The following is a 26,663-nucleotide window of genomic DNA, read 5'->3' on the forward strand; positions in this document are numbered from 1 at the left end:
AAGTGATAGACAGCCGACGGACGCCAATCTAGTATTAACTTGGTTCAATCAAATCAACGATCGCTTTTATCAATACATCTGGATCTACTGGTTTGGAGATATGCATTTGAAATCCTGCGGCTAATGCTTGTTGCTGATTCATTTCCCCTGCATAGGCTGTCAGAGCGATCGCTGGGACGTTTCCTCCTTGTTGGGGGGATCGCGATCGCACTTCACGCATTAGCATATAACCGTCTGTTTTTGGCATTCCAATATCGCTAATTAAAACATCTGGTATCGACTCAGATAGTGCTTGTAATGCCTCCTGTGCTGATGATACGGCGGTTACTTGCACGCCGTAGTCTTGCAAAATAAAGGTAACTAAATCGCGGATATCTGGTTCATCGTCTACTACCAAAACTTGAGTGTCTGCAAGCAGCGAAGATTCCGGCTCTGAATATGAAGACTGATTCTCTTCACCCCAAACCTGTTCGCTTCTAAGCAAAAGCGGTAACTCGACAGTGAAGGTTGCACCCAATCCTTCTCCAAGACTTTCGGCTTGAACATTTCCCCCATGCATTTCTACAACCTTACGCACGATCGCTAGTCCTAAACCTAGTCCACCAAATGTCCGAGTAGTTGTGCCATCAGCTTGACGAAAGTAATCAAACACATAAGGCAAAAAGTCTAGGCTAATTCCCTTACCTGTATCGCTGACCTGAATTTGAGCCTGATTACCAGCTTCCATGAGTCGAATTTCTACCCGTCCGCCTGTTGGTGTAAATTTTACCGCATTAGAAAGCAAGTTCCACACAACTTGTTGCAGCCGATTTGGGTCGCCCATCACTTGTCCCAAACTGGCATCAAATACAGTCTGAATTTGAATTGATTTGGCTTGTGCTGCTAGTTTTACCGTTTCTAGTGCTGCTTCAACTACCATTACCAAGCTGACAGGACAGATATTCAAGTTTAATTTTCCTTGGAGAATGCGCGAAACATCCAACAAATCTTCAATTAGCTGGGTTTGTAATTTCGCGTTGCGTTCAACGGTTTCTAAGGCATGGTGAGTAGTTTTTTCATCAAACTTGCGAGTCCGCAGCATTTTCGACCATCCCAGAATGGAGTTGAGTGGGGTGCGCAGTTCGTGGGAGAGAACCGCCAGAAATTCATCTTTAATTTTGTTGGCGATTTCTGCTTGTTGCCGTGCTGTCTTTTCGCGATCGAGTAGGCGATCGCATTCTTGTTCAGCCAATTTGCGCTCGGTGATGTCCAGTACAAAAGCAACACCATGTTCTTGGGAATCATTCAGTAAAGCTATCCCTAAAACAATCGGTACTCGCTTACCGTTGCGGTGGATATATTCTTTCTCATAAATTTTGGAAACTCCGGTGGTTTGCACCTCCAAAAGGGCGCGATCGTCTGAATCCTGATACTCAACAGGAGTAAGTTCTCTCCAATTAATTCTGCCTAAAGTAGCAAATTCATCGCGAGTGTAACCAGCTAGTTGCAGAAAGGCATCATTGGCATCAATCACAAAGCCATGCACATTCCAAAAAGCGACCCCAATCAGGTTAGATTCAAACAAACGTCGAAATCGCGCTTCACTTTCACGTAAAATTTTTTCTGCCCGTTTGTGTTCGGTAATATCGCGAGAAACAGTAATTACACCTTCAATAGTTTGGTCAACATTCCGTAATGGTGTGAGAATATATTCATAATAATGTACGCCATCACGAGTAACATATTTACACTCATCTTTAATCGGTTGCCCAGTTTTCATCACAGCAAGTCGTTGATTTTCTACCTGGGTTATTAAGTCGGTGGGGAAATCCATTTCTGGCAAAGTTTTGCCGATCATATCTTGGGGATTTAAACCTAGTACAATCGCTGCATCATGACTAACATACTGATAACAACCTTGACGATTAAAGATATAAATATGATCGACTGAGGCGGTGAGGATGGCATTTAAAATATTTGCCTGTTCTTGGACTTGTGTTGTGAGTTCGCGAGTACTTTCTTTTGCCTGCTTACACACAGTCGTTTCCATACAAACGCCGATCATTCGCACCGCTTGCCCTTGAGCGTTATAGATAAATTTTCCCTTGGCAGAAATCCAATGCGTACTTTGGTCTGAGCGAACTATACGAAATTCATCATTATAGTCAGTCTTTTGTGTGAAAGCGTGGGCGATCGCTTGCATTACAGATTGGCTATCTTCAGGATGAACGCACTTTTGAAACGTCTCATAAGGACTGTCAAAACTACTTGGAACTAGACCAAAAAGCAGTTCATAATTTTCCGACCAAATGACTTGATTGGTAACAATATTCCAATCCCACAAGCCCATCTGCGATACCTCTAGAGTCAGCTTCAGCCGTTCTTCACTCTCCCTAAGAAATACTTCTAGCTGCTGTCGCGTCGCAATTTCTTGTTGGAGTTGCTCTAAAATTACTGCTACCTCTGTTGGCATGAGATCCACAGATGATTCTTGAACTTTAATATCAGGCTTTTCTACTTCTACTGCCAGCTTTCTTTTTAGTTCTGTTAGTTGTTCTTCTAGTGCTGCTTGCCTTTGTTGATAAAATCTCTCTGATTGCTCTAAATCAGCTACCCGCTGCCGCAACACTGCTAATTCCTCAGTAAGTTGAAAGTTAAATTTATCAACATTTTGCATATTGTACACCGCTAATGTTTAACAATATCGACTTGAAGAGTAGGTATTCCCTAGTACGGCAAGGCGGAATTAGAAATTAAAAATTAAAATTTCATACAGCGTAAGCTTTTGATTAATTATGCTTGATTAAGCAAAAACAATTTATATATTTCAGTCGAAAGGTATATATGAGTTTCAAGAACTGTAGGGTAAGCACTGCCAAAATATCATAATTGAGCTTTGCGATCTCAGTCAGTTAATAGTGCCCACCGTAGAAATAATGGCTAGATAGCTAAATTAAAATTTATTTCTTTAATCGGATGAAAGCTACACCAATTAATAATGCCACAACCTGCCCTAAGACGACAACACCCGATTGATTTACGCCAACAGGAGGAATATTTAAACTGCCGATACCATAAAATAATTGTTGTACAAACCACCAAAATATATAGAAAAGGGCTGGTAGTTGGATCGGGATATACAAGATTATTAGCGGCAAAACAGTGTCAATTGTAGCTTTAGGAAACTTCATAACGTATACTCCTAAAATAGCTGCGATCGCACCATTTGCCCCAATCAATGGAACTGTCAAACTCGGTTCAAGCAGAATTTGTATTACACCTGTCACTACCCCAGCAGCCAGATAAAATCCTAGATAGCGTCTGTGTCCGAGAAGATTTTCTACAGTTTTCCCAAAAACCCACAAAAATAGTAAATTTCCTAATATTTGACTAAAACTGCCGTGCAGAAATATCCCAAAAAATAGGGTAAATACCCGCCAAATCACAACTATCCAAGCAGCAGAGTTGAAAAAGAGAGCATTGGTAACTGCTCCACTAATCTGCGCTGGAATCATACCCCAAGTATTGACAAAATAACCTAATTGACCGCTAAACTCTAGTTGAAGTTCCCATAAAAATACAGCCAGGTTAATGCCAATCAACCAGTAATTAATAATTGGTTTATTTCGACAACGAATGTTATCACTAATAGGAATCATATATATTTGTCATTTGTCATTTGTCATTTGTCATTGGTCATTTGTCATTGGTCATTGGGTATTGAGAAGAGACAAGGTAGACAAGGAAGAGGGGGGAGACTTGGGAGAGATTTGTCAATAATTCCCCCTTGTCCCCCTTGTCCCCTTGTCCCCTTGTCCCCTTGTCCCCTTGTCCCCTTGTCCCCTTGTCCCCTAACTCCCTCACTCCCTCACTTCCCCTTAACGTGTGGCAAGATTGAAATCAGATCGCATCGCACTTAACTAGGCAAACAAGATGCTAGGAAACACACTTGTAGGAAGATACCAAATTATTAGTAACTTGGGAGGTGGGGGTTTTGGTGAAACTTTTGTGGCTTGTGATACCCAATTACCTGGTTCACCTCTATGTGTTGTTAAGAAACTCAAACCTCAGGCAAGCGATCCGGTAACTTTGGAAACAGCTAGACGTTTATTTGATACGGAAGCACAAGTTCTGTATAAATTAGGAACTCACGATCGCATTCCCCAACTTTTAGCTTACTTTGAGGAAAATGCCGAATTCTATCTTGTACAGGAATTAATCGAAGGTCACGACCTGAGTCAAGAATTAACATCAGGTAAAATCCTCAGTCAAGAAGAAGTCATTTCACTTTTACAAGAACTTTTGACAATCTTAGAATTTGTCCATCAACAAAATGTAATTCATCGTGATGTCAATCCTCACAATATTCTTAGACGCCAACCAGATGGCAAACTAATTTTAATTGATTTTGGTGCTGTAAAACAAATTGCAACTCAAGTTATTACTCCTCAAGGTCAAACTTTAGCAACAGTAGCTATCGGTACGCCTGGATATATTCCTAGCGAACAAGCTCATGGTACGCCAAAATTAAGTAGTGATATCTATGCTGTGGGAATAATTGCTATTCAAGCTCTCACTGGATTATCAGCTGAAGAAATAGTCAAAGATGCTGATACTAATGAAATTATCTGGCACGATAAAGCCACGGTAACACTAGAATTTGCTCAATTTTTAGATAGAATGGTGTGCTACGACTTTCGGCAACGCTATCCTTCAGCAACGGTGGCATTACAAGCGCTGAAGGAGGTAACACGACCACCTGTTCAGACAATCGCGTTAACTCCTCCTCCACCAAAAAATATCAACAAACCTGAACCAAAAAAAGGTCTTTTAGGTAAAATTTTACTAACAATATTTTTCTTTGCTGTTGGTGTAGTAGCATCAATATTTATTTGGCATTACATTAATTCAAATAATGCTATAGAATTATCTAAACAAGGAAATACGTTTTTTGATTTACAACGCTATCAAGACGCGCTAGAAGTATATGAAAAAGCCGTTAATCTTAGACCAGATTATCCTCAAGCTTGGAATGGTCAAGGCAAAACACTAAATAAATTAAGAAAATACAAAGACGCATTAGTGGCTTATGATAAAGCAATTCAAATTCAGCCAGATTATTTAGATGCTTGGATTGGACGTGGTACTGTATTGGGAAATTTACAGCGATATCAAGAAGCGATCGCCTCTTTTGACAAAGCCTTAGAATTAAAGAATGACAACTCAGAAGTCTGGAATGCTAGGGGTGAAGCTTTCAGTAATTTAAACCAATACGATCAGGCAATTAAGTCTTATGAAAAGGCAATTGAACTCAAACCAGATAATTACGAAGCTTGGTATAAAAAAGGATTAGCTTTGCAGAATTCTAGGCAATATGAAGAAGCGATCGCCGCCTATCAAAAAGTCGTAGATTTAAAACCAGACTACGAGCAAGCTTGGTATAATTTGGGGAATGCACTAGTCAATTTAAACCGCTATCAAGATGCATTTACAGCTTATGATAAATCGGTGCAATATCAGCCAGATTATTATCAAGCTTGGTTATCTAGAGGTAATATACTGCTGAATTTACGACGTTATCCCGAAGCGATTGAATCTTTTAATCAAGTAATTAAATACAGTCCCAAAAACTATCAAGCATGGTATAATTTGGGATGGTCGCTGCATCAAAATCAACGCTATGAAGAAGCAATAAAAGCTTATAATAAAGCGGCGACAATTAAGCAAAATGACTATCAACTCTGGTATAATTTGGGAAATTCGCAATACATATTGCAGAAATACGAAGATGCGATCGCGTCTTATAATAAGGCAGTTCGTTATAAACCAGACCATTCCGAAAGCTGGTATAGTAGAGGCAACGCTCTATTAAATTTAAAACGGTTTCAAGATGCGATCGCTTCTTACGATCGAGCAATAAAATACAAGCCTAACTACCAACAAGCAATAGAGGGCCGCAATCAAGCCCAAATTCAACTGCAAGGCGAAAAAGCAAAGCCTGTACCTGTAATTGTACCAACTCTTCCATTTCCTAATTCCACCAATCCACCGCAGACGACACCTTAAACTGAACCTGGGTTTTCATCAAGGGAGATATCCTATAGGAGTTAAAAAGAATGGAGAGACGTAGCAGTGCTACATTTCTCCAAGGATTATAGATAATGCATATTTAATTTCACCATTGGCAGACTACTTAGGTAACTTAGTCCCGCACCTTTGACAAAACCCAGCATTTACATCATGGAAAGCTAAACCACAACCTGAACAAACTATTTCTATCTGATTAGCAGTTTTCACTACTTGTTTAATTAAATCTCCCACTTGCCAAGGAATCAATGCAATTCCGGTAAAAATCATCAATACTGTTAGCAAGCGTCCTGATTCCGAAATTGGAATAACATCACCAAATCCTACAGTTGTCATTGTGACAACAGAAAAGTAAAATGCATCCAAAAATGTACCGTAATTTTCAGGATTAACCGGATGCTCGACTTGATAAATTAAGCCAGAATAAATAAAAACAATTGTAAATAACGTAAATAATATTCGCGCAAAAATCATCCCATCTTCACTGCTGATACTAACGAATAAAAACTTTCTATCTATAAATCTAATTAATCGTAAAATCCGAAACCATCGTAATAGTCGGATAAAGCTAATATCTACCATACCGAGAAAAAATGGCAGAATCGCCATTAAGTCAATAATCGAATAAAAGCTAAAAATATACTTAATTTTGTTTTCCGCACTCCACAGGCGAAGCAAATATTCCACAGCGAAGATGATGACGATCGCAGTATCAGCTACATTTAACTGAAACCGCATATAATCAGGAATATTATATGTTTCTGCCACAAAAATTCCTGATGATATTAGTACCAAAGAGGCAAGGGTTAAATTAATCGCTTTACCTATTGGTGTTTCTAGGTCTTCTAAGTAAAATTCTGTTTCTTGTCTGCTCAATAACATATTCGACTATTAAAACATCTTAATTCCCAGTTATAACATTAGAAATACGATATGATTAACCATTATCCTGATGTTAACCTCAGCTTATATGAACCCAGAATCTTTTATGCGTTTAGCATTGGCAGAAGCAAAAAAAGGCGATGCACCATACGGTGCAGTGATTGTTAAAGATAACGAAGTCGTTGTCGTAGCTCATAATACTGTAAAGAGAGACAACGATCCATCAGCCCATGCAGAAATCAATGCTATTCGTAGTTTAACAGCTAAACTGAAAAACCCCTCTTTAGAAGGTTATAGCATATATACAACTGGCGAACCTTGTCCGATGTGTGCAACTGCTTGTGTTTGGAGTGGTTTATCAGAAATTGTATATGGTGCTTCAATTCAAGATTTAATTAATGTAAATCAATCACAAATTAATATATCTTGTGAAGAGGTAATCGATAAGTCATCTCGAAAAATAAAAGTTACAAAAAACATTTTAAAAAATGAATGTTTGGAGCTATTTAAATAAGCTACTAAAAAACTTATTTTTAGGAGTAGTTCTTCCAAAGTAACTCGAAAAATCTTGTTCTTTATCTTTGGTCTAATGCGTAAGTCCTAAAATATTCGCATATATTCCATAATTTTCTGGGTCATAGCAGCAAAAAATTATTCTTTGGGGACGACCATTTTTTTGTAGCTGTTCATCGCATATTTTCACTGCCACCTCAGCTGCTAAAGTTTTAGGATATCTATAAATGCCAGTACTAATGCAAGGAAATGCCAAACTCTTAAACTCTTTATCTGCGGCAATTTGCATACATTTATAATAACACTGAGCAAGAAGTTCAGGTTCTCTGTGATTACCTCCTCGCCATACTGGGCCTACGGTATGAATGATGAAACTTGCAGGTAAGCGATATCCTTTGGTTAGTTTAGCATCGCCAATCTGACATCCTCCAAGTGACCTACACTCATCAACTAGGTTCGAGCCAGATGCCTTGTGTATTGCTCCATCTACGCCACTACCACCAAGCAGACTAGTATTTGCAGCATTGACAATAGCATCAACTTCTAACTTTGTGATATCACCCAAAATCACTTCCATAAAACAATGTAAACGTAATCAAGACTAATTTTTACACTACAATTGTAGTGTAAAATAATATACAGTTTGAACTTCAAGCTTAACCATCGGTCTGCTTAAGGTGATAAGCGATCGCCTACTTTTTCCGATCTATTTAATGCATTTTTTTATCTATTTTGTCAATACTTAAGTTATGATTTTTTCATTTTTGAAGAATTACGAATTATTTAACTAGGTTCATTCAAATACGATAAATATGTATTTGCCCAAATCGCAGCTTGAGTGCGATCGCGCAAATTTAATCTGTTTAAAATATTCGTAACATGATTTTTTACTGTTCCCTCAGAAATGTAGAGTTTCTGAGCAATTTCTCGGTTACTAGCACCTGTAGCAATTAATCGCAAAACCTCTTTTTCTCTAGGAGTCAGTTCAGCTAAACTAGATGGTAAAGGCGGTGAATGAGTTGGTGCAACAGGAGAAAATTGAGTTAACAGCTTTTTAACTATACCTGGGCCCAAGTGAGTATATCCTTTATGAACGGCACGAATAGCAACAGCTAATTCCTCTGATGGTGTATCTTTCAATAAATAACCCATAGCCCCATTTTTTAAAGCTGCTGACACATATTCATCATCATCAAAAGTCGTTAGTACTAAAATCTTAGTTTTGGCAAAACGTTTTTGAATCTCCTTTGTGGCTGCAACTCCATCCATAATCGGCATTCTGATATCTAGCAAGATTACATCTGGCTGAAATTCTGCAACAAAATTAATCGCTTGTTCGCCGTTTTCTGCTTCTCCAACTATTTCTAAATCTGGTTCTAATTCCAATAATGCTCTTAATCCTTGACGAATTAAACTTTGGTCATCTACCAGCAATACTTTAATCATTATGTTAACCTTGTTAATGGAATATTAACTGTAATTTTGCAGCCAGAGCCAAGAGTGCTATTAATATTAAACTGACCCCCAAGTGCTAAAGTGCGATCGCGCATACTATGAAGTCCAAAACCAGTAGTATTTTGCCCAACATCAAAACCTTTACCATTATCCTGAATTATCAATCGCAAATTGCTTTTAGTCGTAGTGAGTTCCAATTTTACCTCTGTGGCATCTGCATATTTAGATATATTAGTTAAAGATTCTTGAGTAATTCGATAAATAGCAGTATTTATTTCAGGTGGTAGAGAATATTCCAGGTTGATTTGATAAATTGGTAATATTCCATTAAAGCGATGAAAATTTTCTGAAAGACTAGCGATCGCATCTTCTAAAGATTGTTCTTGTAATGGATTAGAACGCATAGTAGAAACAGATTGACGAACATCTTTTAGCGCTTTTGAACCTAATTCCTTTGCAGTTGCAAGAAATGTTTCAGCTCTACCTGGGTTAGATTGCCATAGTTTTAAAGCAGTTTCTAATTGCAGATTTAAAGCAGTCAGAGAGTGTCCTAATGAATCATGAATTTCACGAGCAATACGGTTACGTTCTTCTAGGGTAGCTTGATTTTCAATTTGCATAGCATATTGACGGAGTTTGTCGTTAGCAAGAGCTAGCTTTTCTCGACTTTGCCGTTCAGACAAAACTGCATTCATCATCAATAATACAAAAACCAAACTTAAGCCAAATACTAGCGACGAATTCAAAATCAAAAATCGATATCGCTCTTGTGCCTGCGGCGATGCTTGAAAATTGAATAATTGATATTTTAGTTGTGTAGTAACTAAAAATAAAGCAAATGACAAAGCTGTAACGAATAAGCGCCCATTTAATTGAAAAATCAGACAACTGCGAGTCACTAAAATTATATAGAGAAAAGGAAAAAGCCGAGCAAATCTTTCCCCAAAAAGTCCAATTATTAAAATTAATAAAATTTCAATGACTGTATATATTACCTTAGTTGTCTGATTCTTTCTAGGTAATGTTAAGCCCATTGCCGCAAAAATAATCAGACTATAAATTGATAGTTCTGGCAATATGCTACAAACTGACAAGTCTGGAAATGCACTACAAATTGATAGCTCTGGAGGCTTAGGACGAAATCGCCGTAACGGAGGTGGTATAACAGCTGTCAATGCAGTGATTGCCAGTAATGTCCACTCCAGATAAAGCAGAGACGGAAAAGGATGTTTCTTAATTTCAATTGGACGACTCATTAGTCGCGTTGCTCCAGTTAGAAGTGATGAGTTATGAGTTATAAGTTAGGAATTAAAAGTTAATAATTTAGAATATTTTAGCAGATGCTTTCATCACTTAATTTTTTCGTTGAGTGAGAAATCAAAAGCAAATTCAAAGAACAAACCCGTTAGATAATCAGCTAAATAATGACTTATAAAATCATCATAATCAAAATTTTCATAATTTCTAACTCCTAACTCCTAACTTCTAACTTCTAACTTCTAACTATCTCTTGTCAATCATGACTTTAGTCATGGGTATAACCATGACTTTCTCCTCATGTAACTGCTGAAGATAAGTTCTTATGATGGTGGCATCCAACCAGGAAAAACCCACCACACAAGTAATGAAACTCAAAGCATTATCGCTAGTTGCTTCCGCGATCGCTCTCACTTTAACTGCAACCTCCTTTGCTGTTCACGCTCAAACAGCCTCTCCTTCACCCCTGTTACTTGCCCAAACTCCACAAAAAGAAAGAGGCCCTTGGAAAGATTTGGGTCTAACAGATACCCAAAAAGCCCAAATTCAGACGATTCGCCGCGATAGCCGCGCCAAATTTGAAGCAGTTTTGACCCCAGAACAAAAAGCAAAATTAGAGGCAGCCAAACAAGCACGTCGGGCTGAATGGCAAGCACGTAAAGCTCAGGGGCAAACAGGTCAACGGCAACCCGGTCAACGTCGAGGAAAGGGTGGTTTTGCTGACTTAAATCTAACTGAAGCCCAAAAAACCCAAATGCGACAAATCCGCGAGTCTGAGAAACAACAGATTCAAGCAGTCTTAACCGCAGAACAGCGTCAAAAATTAGAGCAATTCCGTCAAAATGCTCCTTCACGCCGTCAACAAGGCAATCCTCAATAATCATCTTTCAAAAAATAATAATTCAGGGGTGGGCAGTACTCGCCCATCTCAATCCCAAAAGAGATTATATAGACTTCTTGCAGAAGATGCGGAAAGGGGAAAAACTTCATCCCCTTTCCCTTTCCCTATTTATTCCCTTACTCAATAGACTTCTTGCAGAAGTCGGGTAAAGGGAAAGGGGCAAAGGGGAAAAGGATCAAATTTTCCTTTCCCCTTTAACCTTTCCCCCTTTCCCTACCTCTTGCAAAAGTACCTTTTGCAAGAGGTCTAATTTAGTAGACTTTCAAGCTAGTTTTGAGTTATGAGTTAATTCAAAACTCCTAGCTTGATTAAAATGTCAAAAGAATTCGCAATTGGTAGTAAAGTCCGTGTTGTGGCGCTACCAGCTTATGTCAAAACTGCTGAACCTATGCCCATGCTACGTCCCCCTAATGTAATTCACATGGGCGAAGAAGGTATAGTCATTGACCGCAGACCCGGTGGATATTGGGGGATTCGCTTTGCTAGGGGGGTCTTTCTCCTAGATAGTCAATATATCGAAAGTACAGATACCCCTGCCGAATCTCACTTAGAATAAGATTTCTCGCAACCAAGAATTGTAAACTTGTGTAAAGTTGTGATTCTGGTTTCCACCATGATTTCCCGCCGCACTTTTTTAAGCATATTATTTGCCAGCTGTATTTCTATCATCAGCTGGCTGAATTTTACCCCTGTTGCTGATGCTATGGGTGGTAAACTTCCGGCAATTAATCAACCCGCACCTGAGTTTACTTTGCCAACCAACACAGGTGATGGCAAAATTTCCCTCTCTGACTTGCGCGGTAAATGGCTAGTCCTGTACTTCTATCCTAAAGACTTCACCTCTGGTTGTACTATAGAGGCTCGTCGTTTTCAGCAAGACTTACCCCAATATCTCGAAAAAAATACCCAGATTATTGGCGTTAGTGCTGATGACATTGATTCTCACGCCAAATTTTGCGATTCAGAAGGACTAAAATTCCCCCTGTTGGCTGACACTGATGGTTCAGTGAGCAAAGCTTACGGTTCGTGGCTCGGCTTTTTATCTATGCGCCACAGTTTCATTATCGATCCTCAAGGCGTCTTACGCGAGACTTTTGTCAAAGTCAACCCAACTATTCACAGTTCAGAAGTGCTGGCACGACTAGAACAATTACAGTCCACAGCTTCTTAAATAGACTTATTGCATAAGTCGGGAAAAGGGTAAAGGTTAAAGGGGAAAGGGACTTTTGCAGTACCTTTTCCCCTTCCCCTTTCCCCTTTTTTCCAAGAGTGCAAAAAGCACTTTTGCAAGAGGTCTAATGATTAGCCTAAGTTAGGGATTTGTCTCCTTGGCTTAGGCTAACAATAATCAAGCGGTTAATTCAAAATTAGCTACTGGAAGAACTTGCATACATCTAAATTCTCCCCCTTAAAGGCTATTCATTAATTGGATCTTTCTTAAAATTTGTAAGAGCGATCGCTAAAGAAATAGAGTGATTATTTTTTATTTCCTTCGGGCACAATAAAACCATATTTTTTGAGTACAGTTTTGACTTCACCGCCAGATAGAAACTGGACAAATTCTTTGGCAGCAGAAGGATTTTTACTGCTTTTAATTATTGCTACCGGATAGACAATTGGGGAATGAAATTTATCATCAGCAGCGACTACGACTTTTACCTTGTTGGAAATTTTGGCATCAGTGGCATAAACTAAACCTGCTTCGGCGTTACCACTTTCTACTGCTGCTAAAACTTGACGCACATTGTTAGCAAAGACAAATTTCGACTTGAGGCGATCGTAAAGTTTCAATTTCTTCAAGACTTGCTCGCCATATTGACCGGCGGGTACGCTTCTGGGTTCACCGATCGCAATTTTTTTAATCTTACTATCTGTTAAATTGTAGAAGCTATAGATGCCAACAACATCCTGAGGCACAATCAAAACTAGACGGTTATTTGCTAGATTAGTACGGCTACCTGGTAGCAATAGTCCTTTTTGTTCCAAGGCATCCACTTGCTTTTTGCCAGCAGAAATAAAGATATCCGCTGGCGCACCTTGCTCAATTTGTTGCTGCAAGGCACCAGAAGCCCCAAAGTTATAATTAATATTGATATTTGATTTACTTTGTTGGTACAAAGGCTTAATTTCTTCTAGTGCCTCTTTTAAGCTGGCAGCTGCGGACACGAGTATGTTTGTGTTCGACTGTGCTATTACAGGAGAAGGAGGAACTAACGGTAAACCAATTGCTAGCAGCAAGCCAGCGATCGCTATACCCAAAAAGCCAAAAATTTGTCTTCTTTTCATAGAAAAGGCGTTTGAAGGGTTTCTTCCATAAAATTGACGTTAGGTAAAATAGTACCAAAGATACCAATATATAACCAACTATATCGGTAAAAATCTGGCTCGAAAAACTTCAGTAGGTAAACTGGGCTACGAACAGCGCAGCCCTTGTTTACCGCTCTGTAGCTTATGAAAGTGCTGATACTGCTTCTAACTTCTCAGCTTTGTTCTTCAATACGGTTGGTAGTTCGCTGTTGAACGCCTCACCTTCAACCACTTGCGATCGGAAACCATCGGGCCCAACTGGAACATCGCCTGTGATAGTGGTGCGATAGAGAACGCGCTCGACTTCCAGATGATCCAAGTCTTGAGGGGCCAAATGGGAGGTGGCGCGGTTGTCCCAGAACGCAATGTCACCGTTATTCCAGCGGAAGCGGGTGGTGTAGGCGGGCTTGGTAATTTGGTTGAAGAACAACTCAAGCAACAGGTCGCTCTCTTGTCGTGATACGTCAAGAATGTGCGAGGTGAAGCCAGGGTTGACGTACAATGCGCGTTCACCAGTCTCAGGATGAACCCTTACTACTGGATGGATTGAAACCAGGGGATTGGCTGCGATGCGCTGGGCAATCTTGCTGTTGCTGGGCAAATTCAAACGCGCATTGAAGCGATGTTCGGCCTTTAATGTGTCTGCTAATGCCCGTAGGGGTGCTGACAGACCCTCATAGGCTGCAACTAAATTTGTCCACTGTGTGTCACCACCGAAGCTAGGGACATTAACCGCACGTAAAATTGATGCCGCAGGTGGGTTGACAACTGCTGTAACATCGGTGTGCCAACGGCTCTCGTAGCTGGAACGACGCAAACCATTGCGCCGCTCGTAACGGCTGCGGTCAATGGGCAAGATTTCTGAGAAGCCTTCAATCGGCTCATCTTCGTGGGGATGTGCGTAAGTCACTTCGCCGAAACGAGCCGTAAATGCAATCTGTGCCGCATGATCGATGTTTTGACCGCGAAAAAACACGACTTTCCACTTCAATAGTGCTTGACGAATTTCTTTGACTGCATCATCGTGCAAAGGACGCGACAAGTCTACGCCGCTGATTTCGGCACCGATGAAACCTGCTACCTGTTTGACTTCAATGTGTTTGTTGCTCATCTCAATTCTCCATAGTTTGATCGATCGGGCGGTGTTCGCACTCGTCCGTTTACTTGAGATATGTTGCTTGCGCTTAATGGCTACATACCAAAGGAAGCGATCGCAGTTTAAACATATTACTATAAATTGATCGATTTACCGTAGTATTTGCTTGCCATATTTTAGACTGCTGTGACAATAGTCGATTTAGTCCGGGAAAGGTTCTGCAAAAGTCCCTTTCCCCTTTAACCAAAACCTTTTCCCCAAGAGTGCAAAAAGCTCTTTTGCCAAGAGGTCTATTGCTTTTTTTCTCGCCGACTTACTTAGTGTCTCTTTTTTCTGTGTTATTCGCTACTACAAACTTACTTAGGTTTATTTCATATAAAGTTTATTAAATCTTTTTATTTTTCACACAAGTATTTTATTTCTTGATTAATTTATACTGTAGGATGACAAAGAAACAATTGTATTTATGATAATTACGTATTGTCAAAAGCTGCAAAATCAATATTTAAATAATTATTTAGAGTAAAAATTTTTAATTAAAATCTTTATAGACAATTTGATACTGGTTAATCAGAAAATAAGACTTTTTATTTAATTCGTAAATTAGATAAATCTTCATGTTCATCTACTCTTTTATTCAGAGATACTAATTTGCTTTTTTTCATGAGAACAGGCTAATAAAAAATTATCAATTGATTTTTTACCGAGATTAATTAAGCCTTGAGGAGATCGAAAACTACATGAAAAAGCAATTACCACAAAAGAAAACGCAAATATCACAGAAATGGACTATTTCTAAATACTGGTTACGTTTTTTAATTATAGTTTTATTAGTAATAGGTGTATTTTTTCGCTTCGTTAATATTGATAAAAAAATTTATTGGGGTGATGAAGTTTTATCCTCATTACGCATATCTGGCTATACGCAGTCAGAAATGAGGAAGCAATTAGGTAATGGTCGTTTGATTGGCATAGAAGATTTACACAAATACCAGCATCCTAACCCTGAAAAAAATGCAATTGATACAATTAAAGGAGTTATTGTAGAAGACTCGCAGATTTTGCCACTATACATCTTGATGGCCCGGTTTTGGGTAGAGTGCTTTGGCAATTCTATAGCAGCGATTAGAAGTTTTTCGGCATTTATTAGTCTGCTTACCTTTCCTTGTCTTTATTGGCTATGTCAAGAATTATTTGAGTCTTCACTAGTCGGGTGGATAGCCATCGGGTTGGTAGCCGTTTCACCTGTTCATATCGTGTATGCACAAGAAGCGCGATCGTATAGTTTAGCAATAGTAGCCATTTTAATATCGAGCGTAGCCCTGCTGCGAGCCATACGCCTTCAAACAAAAGCTAGTTGGTGCATTTATGTAGCAACATTATTAATAGGGTTTTATACTCATCTATTTTTTACCTTGGTTGCTTTTGCCCAAGGAATTTATGTAGTTACAATCGAACGCTTCCGATTGAGTAAAACATTAATTTATTATCTGCTATCATCGCTTGCGGGTTTTATCACGTTTGTACCTTGGATTTGGATTATTATTACCAATCCTCAGCCAGAAGCAGTAACTTGGGCGAATATTAAACAAACAGTATTTATGTCAGCTATAAGGTGGGCTGGTATCTTTAGTCGTGCGTTTCTTGATTTAAGTATTAGTCCTAACGATCCTGGAAAACTTAAGTTTTTCTTAATTCCTTTGATTTTGATTTTTTTAGTTATAATCAGCTACTCAATTTATTTTGTATGTCGAAGAACCTCTAAAAAAGTTTGGTTATTTGTTTTAACCTTGATTGCATCAGTAGGGCTTCCCTTACTGATAATAGATTTCGTTTTTTTAAAGCGATATGCTACTAGTCGATATACACTTCCTTCTGTTTTAGGGATACAGTTAGCTGTTGCTTACCTATTTACCACTAAGATTACGTCTATTTCTACTAAAGCTTGGCAAAAAAAGTTTTGGTCACTTGTAGCAGTTATGGTAGTTATGGGCGAGGTTGTATCTTGTATGGTTCACTCTCAAGCGCAGATTTGGTGGAACCAATTCCCTGAAAAATACCAAAAATATCCTCAAATGGCTCATGTTATTAATCAAGCTAAGAAACCACTTTTAATTAGTGATGAGGATAACATCATTCCACCACTACAAGTACTTAGTAACTTCATCGATCCAAAAGTGCAATTCCAAATTGTCGCAAAAAATCAGTTACCAGAGATTACTAATGGCTTTAGTGATATATTTTTATTCTTGTTCGAGCCGTCTGACTTCTTAAAAGCTGGAATTGAAAAAATTTATAACTCAAAGTTACAGCAGGTAGACGACTTTCTCTGGAAAATAACAAAAGCTAATTAAACTCAAGATACGGGCACATCTACCGCCTGGGAGACTGCAAATGGAAACTAAAAGCAGATAGTTGGCATTTGAATCTCGCTTGGCGGTTAAAAATTAATATCAATTAGCCTGATAAGTTGCACAGTTAGAGCAAAAATATACTTTAATTAAACAAATAATTTCAGTATATACTGGTACTGCTGCCGCTTATGTCATCGCCCCTTGAGCGCCCGCTAAAAATTGAAATCAGATTGCCTTCTTCCCATCCTCAATTATTGGAAGGACTGGATATATGGTTGCGTTTAGGTTTGATATCTGATATCCAAGTCAGGCAGTTATGTCGAGAGTTTCTGGTGTGTGCGGTGGTGTTGCAACCCCAGGCTGAAGCTCACACAAAGGTAGTATTTGCAACTTCCGACCCCGTGCAGCAGTTGCCTGTAGCAGCTTTACAATCTAGTAGCGGTAAACAACCACAACAAAAACCAGCTAAACCCAACTTCATCGGCACAATGTTGCAGTCCTTGGGGGCAGAACTGAGTGTGCGTTGGCTACTTTTTCTAGGGGTTTTTTTGGTAGTTGTATCCTCTGGGGTACTGGCTGCTAGTCAATGGGCGAAGTTTCCGGCTGCTGGACAGTACGGGGTTTTATTTGCTTATACTTTGAGTTTTTGGGGATTAAGCTTTTGGGCGACTAGGCAAAATAACCTCAGATTGACGGCTCAGACATTGCTGATTGCCACTCTTTTGTTAGTGCCAGTGAATTTTTGGGCAATGGATAGCTTCAAATTGTGGCAAAATCCTGTGGATTGGATTGTAGTTGCGATCGCCTGTCCTACCCTGACTGCTATAACTGTTTTACTCTCCAAAAATCGAACTATTTTTAGCAATTTACATACTGGCAAATTACCTCTGGTAAATATTCTAGGGCTGAGTTATCTGCATTGGGGTTGGCAATTAAGAGGATTTCCCTTAATTGCTGTTTATCTGGCAACGATCGCTACAACTATCATTACCGTTTATTACAATCTTTTCCAACAGCCTCGTACTGTCAGCAACGATCGCCGTAGCTTAAGTATTAGTTTACCTGCTGCTGTAATTATTTATTCTTTAATAATATTGTTGGTGCGGGCAATTTTTGTTACCAAGTTAGATGTCGCACTGTTGGGGTTAGCTATTGGCATTTGCGGCTGGTCGATCGCTTGGTTAGCACAGGGCAGGAGGGCAGGGGAGCAGGTGGTCACTGAGCGTAGCCGAAGTGGGAGCAGGTGGTCACTGAGCGTAGCCGAAGTGGGAGCAGAGGAAGTAACATTAATATCCCCCTCATCTCCCTTGTCTCCTTCATCCCTCTTACTCTGGGAAAGATTTGGGGGCGTTTTACTCTTTTTGGGTTGGGTGGTATCGGTAGTAAATTATCCTTGGCAAGCAATAGCTGTCAGTGGTTTGGGTTTGTGGTTTGTGGGGAGTCGCTTGTGGCGGTACAGTTTAAAGCGAGACTTTGCAGGGGCTTTTGTCATCGGCTTAGAGACGATTTGGCTAGGTTGGCGATTAGTACCTGATAACTTACAGAAATTAGCGATCGCAACTAGTACCCAACTCACCAATTCTCAAAATGAACCTTGGGCGCTACTGGGTATAGCTTTATTTCCCTACGTAATTTTGATGGTGGCGCTTACAGATAGTTTGTATCGCCGCCAAAAGCGAGAATTAGCTAAATTTGGCGAACTGCTTACCCTGTTATTTGGAGCTTTTTTAACAACGATCGCTCTCGTAAATCCCACATTGCGATCGCTAAATCTGCTATTTTCTACCGCCACTCTGGCATTTGTTACTCAACGCCGCTCCCCCTCATCCCTTCCTTTGGTATACCTAACTCACATCATGGGGATACTGACGTTTTGCTGTACCATTAATTGGTTATTCCCCAGCCTGACTCAACAAGGTTGGGCAAGTATTTTATTGGCTCTCATGGTTGCAGAATGGCGATTTAGCTTGCAGGAAGGACTATGGCAAGGTAGTGCATGGGATATCGGCTTAGGATTAGCCGCAGCGAGTTTTTTCCTCTTGTGGATGAATGCAGAATCATCTTGGTATGGCATCACTGATAACCGATCTGATTGGGGAGTCTTATGGCTAATTACGCCTTTAGCTCTGATGGGTGTTGCCAATGCCGCAATGATAGAGCGGCGGCTTACTAGCCGTTACTTGAGTGTCTTGGCTGTAATAATTGCTCAGTTACTAACTTTACAACTACCAGAAATCAGATTAATCGGTTTGGCTGTAGGTGCTGGATTGATGTTTGTAAATACGCGCTATTTGCGCAACCAAGTATCTGCGGTAATTACAGAAGGATTTGTTTTAAGTTTCATTGGGGCGCTGCTGTGGACGGGTGTGCCTGGTTTACCTCGCCTCGCGGTAGCTGGTTGGTTTGTTGTCGGAGCGATCGCAATTCTAAGTTTATGGTTAGCGCGGACTATTTTAAGCCGACGCGGTAACGAATTAGCAGTTATCTATGCAGCCGCTAGCGATAAATGGGCGATCGCCTTATGTAGTGTTGAATTATTAAGTTTGACGCTGCATTCAGTGCTGATTTACCAAGGGTTTACGACTTCAGGATTTTTGTTCTTAATTGCCACTGCAATAACCCTGGCAGCCATTGTTTATCGCAGTTGGCGCGAACCGACAAATTGGGCATTTTATGGTGTTGGTTGGTGTTTGGAATTGTTGATTGCTCAGGTGCTAGGGTTGGGGGAACGTTCAATTGTGAGAATTGCGATTGCAAACATCGCCTTGGGTTTAATTACTCAACTTGTTGGCGAGTGGTGGCGGCGACGACATCAATTAGAAAGGTTTCCTAGCAGCCTGCACATTTTGCCATTAATTTATGGTGCATTTAGTGTGTTGCTGCGTTTGAACACCTTTACCGAGTGGACAGGTTTGTATTCCTTGGGTGTAGCTTTAATTATTATTGGCGTGGGGCGACGGCACCAGAGCTTCAAACCCTTGCTGTATTTAGGAATTATTGGCGTATCAATTTCTGCTTATGAACTTTTGTTTTATCAAATGTCACAAGCTTCAGGAGGAGCATTAGGTGATGGATTAATTGCCATGTCTGCCCTTGGCGCGAGTATCATGTATGCTTACCGCATTTTGTCGCCAAGGCTAATCAGCTACTTACACCTAACTCCTCAAGAATTGAAAAGAATTGCTCATATTCACTGGGTTTGGAGTAGCTGTTTATTAATGGCTGCTATTATTACACCCATTGCAGTTAACCGTTTGGTGGGATTGGGAACGGGAGTATTTTTGATTCGCTACGCCGTCTTTCAGGGACGAAATTTACCCACTTCCCCCAGCATCTTGGGAAGAATTACAATTGCCGAGATGTGGGTTTACCTTGGTTTATTAGAGGTAGCCGGGATGAGGATTTATTGGCGAGAGACAGCAGTAGGGCGATTTTGGGCTGGGCCATTAGTTCCTTGGAATGGGGCGATCGCTTGTGTGGTAGCCTACTTTTTGTACATCCTACCTTGGGAAAGTTGGGGTTGGTCTAAAAGACCTTGGCAACAAGCTGCATACATCACACCACTGATAATTTTATGGGAAACTAGACTGCAAACTTACCCCATAACCTTAGTACTCGCAGCTGGATTTTACATCTTTTTAGCAAAAGTGGGTGAAAATATCCGTTTCACTTATATTAGTGTGGCGTTGATTGATTGGGCACTTTATCGCTGGTTTGATTCCTTACGCCTAACTGATACTTTGTGGTATGTAACACCAATTGGATTATCACTGCTTTATATTGCTCAAGTGGATACCCAACTGAAGCTACCAGAGTACAAAACATCTCGTCATTTTCTGAGAGTACTAGGGAGTGGTTTAATTTGTGGGTGGGCAATTTTATTTAATCAAAATACAGCTTGGATACCGGGTATTTTCAGTCTCATCGCTATTTTTGCTGGATTAGCTTTGCGAGTGCGCGCTTTTCTCTACATTGGTACAGCGACTTTTTTAATTACGACAATCTATCAATCAGTAATTTTCAGCTTGCAGTACTCCTTTTTAAAATGGGTAGTTGGTTTGTTAGTTGGCATTTTATTGATTTACATCGCCGCCAACTTTGAAACCCGTCGCGCTCAAATCACTTCCTTAATTCGTAGCGCCATTGATGAATTTCAATCATGGGAATAGGTAAGCTAAAGATTAAACTCATTAGACAGGCGATCGCCCAAATTGAAGATACCTCTAAAATTAAGCAAGAGCGGTGGCTTTGCCAAAGCTTTTTAGACGCTCTGCAAACGACTAATGCATAGAAGCACAAAATAATAACACAGATTCCATTAACACAAGCTCAACTTCATTTACCCGAACTGAGGTTCTTGTTAAATCGTTTTACAACGAGAGAACACGTCGAATAATTCCTGTTACATTTTGGAGTGTAGTGAGAATATTTACGGTATTTTCCACTCGATCAATTGCTTGAGTTAAGTCTTCTATTCCTTTAAACAAGTCTGGTTCTAACTTCTTTAGATTCGCAGCTATTTCTTTTAGAGCCGCAGTTTCAAGTTGACTGCGTAGAATCGCTATATTCTTACGTTCTTCAAGAAAATCTTGTTTTCGTGACTCGTCCTTTTCATTTTCAAATTTTTGTTGTATTTCTGGTAAATTGAGATTGAATTCTATATTCTTAATTCTCTTGAGGATTTCTTCACAATCTCTAGCAATGCTTGTGTTTTCTTCGGGTGTAATTTTTGAGCTAAAATTCATGGTAATTTTCTTACAATGTAAATATCTACTTTGCGTTTTTATCTGCTTCAACAATTTGTAGAAAATTATCAACATCTTGTAAAAAACTATTGAGTCTAGCAAGATTTAATTTTCCTTCAATAAGACCTTGAAACACTCCTTGAAACTCACTTAATGTATTGCTAGCATCTTTAAGTTCTTTTCCTTGTCTCCTTGTTAATATTTCCCGTCGAGTTTCAATCCATGCTTCTTTGTCAGGAATTTCTGCGTCCTGCGTTAGTGGACGAATAACTAAACGGTCTTCTTCTGCTATACGAATAAGTTTGGTATCTTGTTCAATTGAATCTCCAAGAGATTTTAACATTGCCGTATGAATAGTTAGTTCGCGCATAATTGTGCCATTACGTTTTTCTAGTTCATTGCGTAATGCTCCACGAATTTGTGATGAAACTACAAGATTAGTAATGCCTTCAAAAAGACCTGGATTTTTAATCAAATCGCTCTTTTGTAGTTCTTTCCCAATATTATTGAGATTATCTACTACTCCGTTAATTTCTCCTTCTGCACGTACAGGTGCATCGGAAGAAGCAAGTTCGTTAAGCAGTTGAAAATAATCTCTTAATAGATTGTTATGTTTGCGTAAATTATCAATAACCTCTAAACGTTCTTCATCAGTTTCAGTAAGTTTTTCATAATCTTCACGTGTTTGATTGGTAATTTGGTCATCTTTTAATAATTGCTCAGAAGTTTTATCTATATGAATGTCAGTGGCGGCATCAAGTAATTTGTCAACTGCATTGGCATATTCATTTCCTGCTTTGGCAAATTTTTTGTATTCATCAGTTGAGCGGCACCCTGTTGTTAGCGTTGCAATTACTGCAAATACAACGACGGTTTTACGAAAAGTCTTCTTCATAAACTAATGATTGTTTGTGTTCTTCTTGAGTTTGAGGGTTAAAGGATATCTGAAAACTTTTTGGTGTTGTATTCAAGAATTGTAGATCCTCCTAAATCCCCCCCTTTTTTAGGAGGCTAGGGGAGATCAAGCAAAATATTTAATACTTCTCAGACATCCTTTTAGCGTTAATGCCGTAGGCTTACCGGGAGAAAAACGCTGCAAATTGCAAATAGTAAAAAGCAAATTTGTTTGACCTACGCACAATATAAATCGGAATTAGAAAATTCATAGAGCCTCCAGAAGGATAATATTAGGATTGATTGACACAACTATCGAATACATCTTTATTTACCGTTGCGATATTACTCAAATCGCTGTTGTTTCCTTCTCCACTCCCCAATTAGTCAATTTCGGAATTTTGCGATCGCATCAAAAAATATTGCTCCAGGGTTGACATTTCGGTGTTTCGCGCAGTCTGTAGCAGCTTCCGCCTTCCCTGCAAGAACTTCCGCCAAGACGTTTCGGTGTTTCGCGCAGTCTGTAGCAACTTCCGCCTTCCCTGTAAGAACTTCCGCTAAGACGTTTCGGTGTTTTGCGCAGTCTGTAGGAACTTCCGCCAAGACGTTTCGGTGTTTCGCGCAGCTTGTAATAACTTCCGTCTTCCCTGCAAGAACTTCCGCTTCTGCATGGGAAGTTTCCCGACTTATCCCTTGCGCGTCTCCCAAAGAAAGAAGCAAGTGGCGTTTGAGGAACAAAACCCAACATTTTCATAGCTTTGTTGGGTTGCGCTTTGCTTCACCCAACCTACAATTTTTTTTAACCCAAGCGTATTGGGTTATGAAAGAGAGAGGTAAGATAAAAATTGGTGAAAATACTCAAATTTTAATGATTAAAAAAATAAATAATTTTACTCAGGACAACCTTTTAAAAAATTGTCCACTATGGAATTACTAAAAGTTTAGGTTATCTTTTCAGGCAAAGGAGTATTAATGGCAAGGCACAAACGCGATTCACGTATTCTGAGCAAAGCTGAAATGCGCTTGGCAAGTATTAAATCTATTAGTCCTACCCTAGATGTAGGAGAAAGTTTAACAGTTAAAGATTACACTGACAAAATTGAAAATCTCCGTCAATCTCTGGAAATTTACAATACTACCCTCTCTAATATTGATGTTTTATTAACCCAAATTATTGAAAATGAACAAGATTTAGCAGATTATTCTGAAAAAATTTTGCTTGGTGTTGCTCATAAGTTTGGTAAAAATAGCCATCAATATCAGATGGCTGGAGGTACTCGTAAAAGCGACCGCAAGCGTGCTACACGCCAAGGTGTTGTTTTGACTACCAGCTAAGGGCAAAACGGTTCAACAGATAAAGAGAATCAGGAAAATTAAGAAGATAGGGAATACAAAGATTTTACCCACTCCCATTCCTGCGTCAAACCCTCTTTTAGGGAGACTTGCGGCTGATATCCGAGAATTTTCTGCGCTTTAGATACATCAGCAGCCGTGTGGCGCGCGTCTCCCATCGCTTTTTCTATATGGTTTCTTTTGATTGGCTTCCCAACAATTTCTTCAATCGTATTTAAAACTTCTGCTAAAACCACCCTGCTACCACCACCGATATTAAAGATTTCTCCCACTGCTTGGGGTGCGGTAGCGGCGGCTAAATTAGCGGCGACGATATCACTAACAAAGGTAAACTCCCGCGTTTGCTGGCCATCGCCGTAAATAGGAATCGCCTCATCGTGCAAAATGGATTGAAAAAACTTATTAAATGCCATATCTGGGCGCTGTTTGGGACCATAAACTGTAAAATAGCGCAATGTCACACAGGGCACACCAAAGTTCTTGTGATAGAGTTCACACAAAAACTCTGCTGCTAGCTTTGTAATGCCGTAAGGAGAAACAGGTTGAGGACAAATTCTCTCGTGGGTAGGTAATGTTTCCGCATCACCATATACACTAGATGAAGAAGCAAACACTAATCTTTTGAGGTCTTTAGCATCTTTAGCTGCTTCTAGCAAAACTTGTGTAGCGTTAACATTTCGTTCTGTATAGCCTCGAAAAGCTTTACCCCAACTTGCTCTGACCCCTGCTTGTGCCGCTTGATGGTAAACTACATCAACATCTTTTAGGAGTTTTTGCCAATCTAAAAACTGCATATCTCCTTCAATTAATGCAAAACCAGGGAAACGATATAAGTGTCCAACATTATTTCGCTTTAACATCGGATCGTAATAATCATTAAATTCATCAATCCCGATTACTTCTTCTCCTTGTTCTAGCAATGTTTCTGCAAGCTGAGAACCAATAAAGCCTGCGACTCCAGTAACGATAATTTTAGCCATGTTGCCGATTTTTATATCCTGATTAACCGCGATATTCACAAGTTAATAATTATAATCAAAAATTGGTTATTGATTGATGATTTTTTCATAGATAATTTGATTCGTATCAGCAAAAAAGATAATTCAACTAATATACGTCTGCTGAAAATATGTTACTAACTTTATTTGGTAATTGTTAACAATAAAAATTCCAATTCTACTAATTAGTCAAATTGAATTTTTAAGAAAAAACTTACAATTCAGATAAGTCCAAAATACTTGTAGAGACGGCGATTTATCGCGTCTTGTAAAGACGGCGATTTATCGCGTCTCAAGTGTATGTGGTACAAGCATTTGACCTTAAATTGACACCAATAAGCCTATTCTGACTCCTGAATTCTCCTGTAAACCAAAAGAAACTTGCACAAGTGTGAGAATTGATGAAAAAATTGATCCGCGAGAGCAGTTAAGGTATTCTCATTTTGCAAGGGACGCACGAGGAAATCAGTGAAAGTTTTAGTTGTTGGTAATGGAGGGCGCGAACACGCTCTGGCGTGGAAACTGTTGCAATCTAAGCAAATTGAGCAAGTTATCTGTGTACCAGGGAATGGGGGCACGGCAAGTATGGAACGTTGCCAGAACTTGCCCTTAGCAGTAGATGATTTTGAGGGAATGAGCCGATATGCTCTCTTAAATGGCGTAACTCTGGTAATAGTTGGCCCAGAAGTTCCCCTATCTAAGGGAATCACAGATTATCTCCAAGATAAAGGATTGATGGTATTTGGCCCAGTCAGAGCCGGAGCGCAAATTGAAGCGAGTAAAGCTTGGGCAAAAGCCTTGATGCAAGAAGCAGGGATTCCGACGGCACGGGCTGCGGTATTTACGGAAGCTAAGGCAGCAAAATCTTACGTCAAATCTCAGGGAGCGCCCATTGTTGTTAAAGCTGATGGCTTGGCGGCTGGTAAGGGTGTAACGGTAGCTGAAACAGTTGCACAGGCAGAAAGTGCCATCGATGCGATTTTTCAAGGGCAATTTGGCAGTGCTGGTAAATTTGTCGTCATTGAAGAATGTTTGATTGGGCAAGAGGTGTCAGTTTTAGCGTTGACTGATGGGTTAACAATTAGACCCTTGTTGCCAGCGCAAGATCATAAGCGGATTGGGGAAGGCGATACGGGCGAAAATACTGGCGGGATGGGAGCATACAGCCCAGCACCCATCGCTACACCAGAGTTGATGGCACGCATTCAAACAGAAGTATTAGAAAGAGCGATCGCCACCTTAAGAGCTAAAGGCATTGATTACCGAGGCGTGCTGTATGCTGGGTTAATGATTGCACCCGATGGCGACTTGAAAGTTTTGGAATTTAATTGTCGCTTTGGCGACCCGGAAACCCAGGTGATTTTACCACTGTTAGAAACACCCCTAGAAGAGTTGATTCTAGCTTGCGTACAGCAGCGCTTAAGTGAATTGCCGCCCATTGTTTGGAAAGGGGGAGCATCTGCTACTGTCGTTGCCGCTTCCGGTGGTTATCCAGGAGAATATCAAAAAGGCCAGGTAATTACTGGCATTGAGCAGGCAGAAGCAGCAGGAGCAACTGTATTTCATGCAGGTACGAAATTGAACCAGCAACAAGAAATAGTCACAGATGGGGGTCGAGTATTAAATGTGACCGGAATTGGAGAAAATTTTGAGCAAGCGATCGCCCAAGCCTACGCTAGTATCAAACATATTCAGTTTCAGGGGATGTATTACCGGAAAGATATTGGTTATAGAGTTAGGAGTTAAGAGTTAGGAGTTATTCGCCATGCCCAATGCCCTATTCCCTCTTTCCCTAACATATTTGTCAAATTAACTGTTAATTTTTAAGTTGTTGGGCTTTAT

At 39.8% G+C, this 26,663-nt stretch carries 22 protein-coding genes; 10 read left to right on the plus strand and 12 right to left on the minus strand.

What is annotated here, in order from left to right:
- Positions 1–34 precede the first annotated feature (34 nt).
- Together ACR5KR_RS01640 and ACR5KR_RS01645 are read right to left on the minus strand one after the other, a co-directional pair.
- Complete coding sequence (locus ACR5KR_RS01640; RefSeq protein ID WP_448265204.1) at positions 35–2,656, minus strand: PAS domain S-box protein; 2,622 nt, start codon at positions 2,654–2,656, stop codon at positions 35–37.
- 283 nt (positions 2,657–2,939) lie between these two features.
- On the minus strand, positions 2,940–3,638 hold the full coding sequence (locus ACR5KR_RS01645; RefSeq protein WP_448265205.1) for a rhomboid family intramembrane serine protease: 699 nt from the start codon (positions 3,636–3,638) through the stop codon (positions 2,940–2,942).
- A 274-nt stretch (positions 3,639–3,912) separates the two neighbouring features.
- Here ACR5KR_RS01645 and ACR5KR_RS01650 point away from each other — a divergent pair, with 274 nt between their 5' ends.
- Positions 3,913–6,045: a tetratricopeptide repeat protein gene (locus tag ACR5KR_RS01650; RefSeq protein WP_448265206.1), complete on the plus strand. Its 2,133-nt coding sequence runs from the start codon at positions 3,913–3,915 to the stop codon at positions 6,043–6,045.
- 123 nt (positions 6,046–6,168) lie between these two features.
- On the opposite strand, the gene ACR5KR_RS01655 is transcribed toward ACR5KR_RS01650, so the two are convergent.
- On the minus strand, positions 6,169–6,948 hold the full coding sequence (locus tag ACR5KR_RS01655; protein ID WP_448265207.1) for an ion transporter: 780 nt from the start codon (positions 6,946–6,948) through the stop codon (positions 6,169–6,171).
- 88 nt (positions 6,949–7,036) lie between these two features.
- On the opposite strand from ACR5KR_RS01655, the gene ACR5KR_RS01660 reads away from it, so the two are divergent.
- Positions 7,037–7,462 (plus strand): nucleoside deaminase, encoded by a 426-nt coding sequence (locus ACR5KR_RS01660; protein ID WP_448265208.1) that lies wholly within the window; start codon positions 7,037–7,039, stop codon positions 7,460–7,462.
- Between the two features lie 72 nt (positions 7,463–7,534).
- Here ACR5KR_RS01660 and ACR5KR_RS01665 read toward each other — a convergent pair whose 3' ends face one another.
- From ACR5KR_RS01665 to ACR5KR_RS01675, 3 genes are all read right to left on the minus strand, one after another.
- Positions 7,535–8,038 carry an O-acetyl-ADP-ribose deacetylase gene (locus ACR5KR_RS01665; protein ID WP_448265209.1) on the minus strand — a complete coding sequence of 168 codons (504 nt, stop codon included), beginning with the start codon at positions 8,036–8,038 and terminating at the stop codon, positions 7,535–7,537.
- A 206-nt stretch (positions 8,039–8,244) separates the two neighbouring features.
- Entirely contained in the window at positions 8,245–8,907 is a 663-nt protein-coding gene (locus ACR5KR_RS01670) for a response regulator (protein ID WP_448265210.1), read from the minus strand.
- Positions 8,907–10,172, minus strand: coding sequence for a sensor histidine kinase (locus ACR5KR_RS01675; protein ID WP_448265211.1), 1,266 nt, complete (start codon positions 10,170–10,172; stop codon positions 8,907–8,909). Before ACR5KR_RS01675 ends, ACR5KR_RS01670 begins: the two co-directional genes overlap by 1 nt.
- A gap of 368 nt (positions 10,173–10,540) precedes the next feature.
- Here ACR5KR_RS01675 and ACR5KR_RS01680 point away from each other — a divergent pair, with 368 nt between their 5' ends.
- The 3 genes from ACR5KR_RS01680 (at position 10,541) to ACR5KR_RS01690 (ending at position 12,245) form a co-directional block, all read left to right on the plus strand.
- Entirely contained in the window at positions 10,541–11,053 is a 513-nt protein-coding gene (locus tag ACR5KR_RS01680) for a Spy/CpxP family protein refolding chaperone (RefSeq protein ID WP_448270051.1), read from the plus strand.
- A 334-nt stretch (positions 11,054–11,387) separates the two neighbouring features.
- The gene (gene sipA / locus ACR5KR_RS01685; RefSeq protein WP_322682666.1) at positions 11,388–11,630 is read left to right on the plus strand and encodes a regulatory protein SipA; all 243 of its coding nucleotides are present in this window, start codon (positions 11,388–11,390) and stop codon (positions 11,628–11,630) included.
- A gap of 57 nt (positions 11,631–11,687) precedes the next feature.
- Positions 11,688–12,245: a peroxiredoxin gene (locus ACR5KR_RS01690; RefSeq protein WP_445632201.1), complete on the plus strand. Its 558-nt coding sequence runs from the start codon at positions 11,688–11,690 to the stop codon at positions 12,243–12,245.
- A 305-nt stretch (positions 12,246–12,550) separates the two neighbouring features.
- Here the strand turns inward: ACR5KR_RS01690 and modA are convergent, their stop codons facing one another.
- Both modA and ACR5KR_RS01700 read right to left on the minus strand, forming a co-directional pair.
- Positions 12,551–13,360, minus strand: coding sequence for a molybdate ABC transporter substrate-binding protein (modA, locus tag ACR5KR_RS01695; RefSeq protein ID WP_448265212.1), 810 nt, complete (start codon positions 13,358–13,360; stop codon positions 12,551–12,553).
- A 163-nt stretch (positions 13,361–13,523) separates the two neighbouring features.
- On the minus strand, positions 13,524–14,492 hold the full coding sequence (locus ACR5KR_RS01700; protein WP_322665055.1) for a TauD/TfdA dioxygenase family protein: 969 nt from the start codon (positions 14,490–14,492) through the stop codon (positions 13,524–13,526).
- A gap of 725 nt (positions 14,493–15,217) precedes the next feature.
- On the opposite strand from ACR5KR_RS01700, the gene ACR5KR_RS01705 reads away from it, so the two are divergent.
- The 3 genes from ACR5KR_RS01705 (at position 15,218) to ACR5KR_RS01715 (ending at position 21,122) form a co-directional block, all read left to right on the plus strand.
- A complete protein-coding gene (locus ACR5KR_RS01705) occupies positions 15,218–16,831 on the plus strand; it encodes a glycosyltransferase family 39 protein (protein WP_448265213.1) in 1,614 nt (537 codons plus the stop codon).
- A gap of 188 nt (positions 16,832–17,019) precedes the next feature.
- The gene (locus ACR5KR_RS01710) at positions 17,020–21,000 is read left to right on the plus strand and encodes a DUF2157 domain-containing protein (protein WP_448265214.1); all 3,981 of its coding nucleotides are present in this window, start codon (positions 17,020–17,022) and stop codon (positions 20,998–21,000) included.
- Positions 20,991–21,122 carry a hypothetical protein gene (locus ACR5KR_RS01715; RefSeq protein WP_445628046.1) on the plus strand — a complete coding sequence of 44 codons (132 nt, stop codon included), beginning with the start codon at positions 20,991–20,993 and terminating at the stop codon, positions 21,120–21,122. Before ACR5KR_RS01710 ends, ACR5KR_RS01715 begins: the two co-directional genes overlap by 10 nt.
- Before the next feature lie 79 nt (positions 21,123–21,201).
- Here ACR5KR_RS01715 and ACR5KR_RS01720 read toward each other — a convergent pair whose 3' ends face one another.
- The 3 genes from ACR5KR_RS01720 to ACR5KR_RS01730 form a co-directional block, all read right to left on the minus strand.
- A complete protein-coding gene (locus ACR5KR_RS01720) occupies positions 21,202–21,576 on the minus strand; it encodes a hypothetical protein (protein ID WP_448265215.1) in 375 nt (124 codons plus the stop codon).
- A gap of 25 nt (positions 21,577–21,601) precedes the next feature.
- Positions 21,602–22,471, minus strand: coding sequence for a hypothetical protein (locus ACR5KR_RS01725; protein WP_445628044.1), 870 nt, complete (start codon positions 22,469–22,471; stop codon positions 21,602–21,604).
- 386 nt (positions 22,472–22,857) lie between these two features.
- Complete coding sequence (locus ACR5KR_RS01730) at positions 22,858–23,208, minus strand: hypothetical protein (protein ID WP_445628043.1); 351 nt, start codon at positions 23,206–23,208, stop codon at positions 22,858–22,860.
- 234 nt (positions 23,209–23,442) lie between these two features.
- Here ACR5KR_RS01730 and ACR5KR_RS01735 point away from each other — a divergent pair, with 234 nt between their 5' ends.
- Positions 23,443–23,805: a hypothetical protein gene (locus tag ACR5KR_RS01735; protein WP_445628042.1), complete on the plus strand. Its 363-nt coding sequence runs from the start codon at positions 23,443–23,445 to the stop codon at positions 23,803–23,805.
- Positions 23,806–23,843: 38 nt separating this feature from the next.
- On the opposite strand, the gene ACR5KR_RS01740 is transcribed toward ACR5KR_RS01735, so the two are convergent.
- Positions 23,844–24,803, minus strand: a complete 960-nt coding sequence (locus tag ACR5KR_RS01740; RefSeq protein ID WP_445628041.1) for an NAD-dependent epimerase/dehydratase family protein — start codon at positions 24,801–24,803, stop codon at positions 23,844–23,846.
- Positions 24,804–25,289: 486 nt separating this feature from the next.
- Here ACR5KR_RS01740 and purD point away from each other — a divergent pair, with 486 nt between their 5' ends.
- Positions 25,290–26,567: a phosphoribosylamine--glycine ligase gene (gene purD / locus ACR5KR_RS01745; protein WP_445628040.1), complete on the plus strand. Its 1,278-nt coding sequence runs from the start codon at positions 25,290–25,292 to the stop codon at positions 26,565–26,567.
- The last annotated feature ends 96 nt before the right edge of the window (positions 26,568–26,663 follow it).

Source organism: Nostoc sp. DSM 114159 (assembly GCF_053470285.1).